This is a genomic window from Parafrankia colletiae, assembly GCF_001854655.1.
In the GTDB taxonomy this organism is placed as follows: domain Bacteria; phylum Actinomycetota; class Actinomycetes; order Frankiales; family Frankiaceae; genus Parafrankia; species Parafrankia colletiae.
Window position 1 is genome coordinate 1 of the sequence record NZ_MBLM01000098.1, and the last position, 1256, is coordinate 1256.

General features: G+C 59.6%; 2 protein-coding genes. Both read left to right on the forward strand.

Translation table 11 applies throughout. The annotated features are described in order from the left end of the window. Nucleotides 1-203: 203 nt before the first annotated feature. Nucleotides 204-770: a nuclear transport factor 2 family protein gene (locus CC117_RS10245; protein WP_157905392.1), complete on the forward strand. Its 567-nt coding sequence runs from the start codon at nucleotides 204-206 to the stop codon at nucleotides 768-770. A 300-nt stretch (nucleotides 771-1070) separates the two neighbouring features. Continuing rightward, a partial coding sequence (locus tag CC117_RS10250; protein WP_198541799.1) for an NAD(P)H-dependent oxidoreductase occupies nucleotides 1071-1256 on the forward strand: 186 nt, incomplete at its 3' end.

The following is a 1256-nucleotide window of genomic DNA, read 5'->3' on the forward strand; positions in this document are numbered from 1 at the left end:
AGGTCGTTGAAGCGATGCAGGGCTACTCAGATCTCGGGATGGACGGCCTGGCGCTCACGTTCCATGACTACCCGGATGCAGTGGAGTACTTCATCAGCGACGTCCATCCCTTGCTGATGGATGCCGGTCTGCGTACCGAGAAGCCGCTCGAGAACTGAGGTGAGCGCAATGACCGGGTGTCATACAGTGGGGAGGTCGACGTCGTGAGTTTCTCGGACGCACAAGTCCTCGAGCTCCTGGACAAGCAGGCCCTCTACGACAATCTGATGCGGTACTGCCGCGGCATCGATCGCATGGACCTGGAAATGATGAAGTCCACCTATTGGGCCGACGGGACAGACTCTCACGGGCGATACGAGGGCACTGCTCATGGTTGGTGCGAGGAGGCCATGAAATCCCGGGAGGTACTCGTCAGTTGCAACCACCACGTCGGAAACGTCTACTCAGAGATCGAGGGTAGCCGCGCCAAGCGGGAGAGCATGTTCATGGTGGTCACCACTTATCTCGGCGGTTCGCCGACCATGTTCTTGGGTGGCCGCTACCGGGATCTCTGCGAGAAGCGTGACGGCGAATGGAAGATCCTACGACGGGTGTGCGTCTGGGACTGGAATCAGCAGGCAGAACATAATCCGGGCTGGAAGATCATGCAGGCACCGGAATCGACGTACTGGGGCAGATTCTTTCCCGAGGACCCCATCTATCAGGACTGGTACGAGAGCCCCAAGACGCTCGCGGCGAATTCCAACCGACCGGAGGTCGTCGACGCGTGACGCGACGTCCGTGTCGTCATCGGCTCGATGTCCCTTTCAAGGGCGAGGCTACATCCGTTTTTGCTAAGGACTACCGGGTACGAGTAGCCCAGCCGTTGTCCACTCCGGAGCAGGTCCACAAGGCGAATCTTGATCGCGGTCGTATCGATCTTGGGCAACGCCGCCGTTCAAGGGCGAGACTGATATGAGCACCCAGGTGGTTGCCGTCGTGGCTAATCCCAAGTCGCAATCACGGACACTGCTTGCTGCGCGAATTCTGGCCGAGGCATTGAGCGAAGAGATATCTGCACCTGGTCGCTCGTGGACCTGGCTCTCATTGCTGAGGGATTGCTGATCCCCTGGCAACTGTCCGCGGAGGCCGAGGAGGCCCGCGAAGCCGCCCAATCGGCCGTACTTGTGGTCGTCGCCACGCCGACGTACAAGGCGAGTTTCACTGGTCTGCTCAAACTCTTTCTCCACACGTTCGCCGCCGGCTCGCTGTCTAAA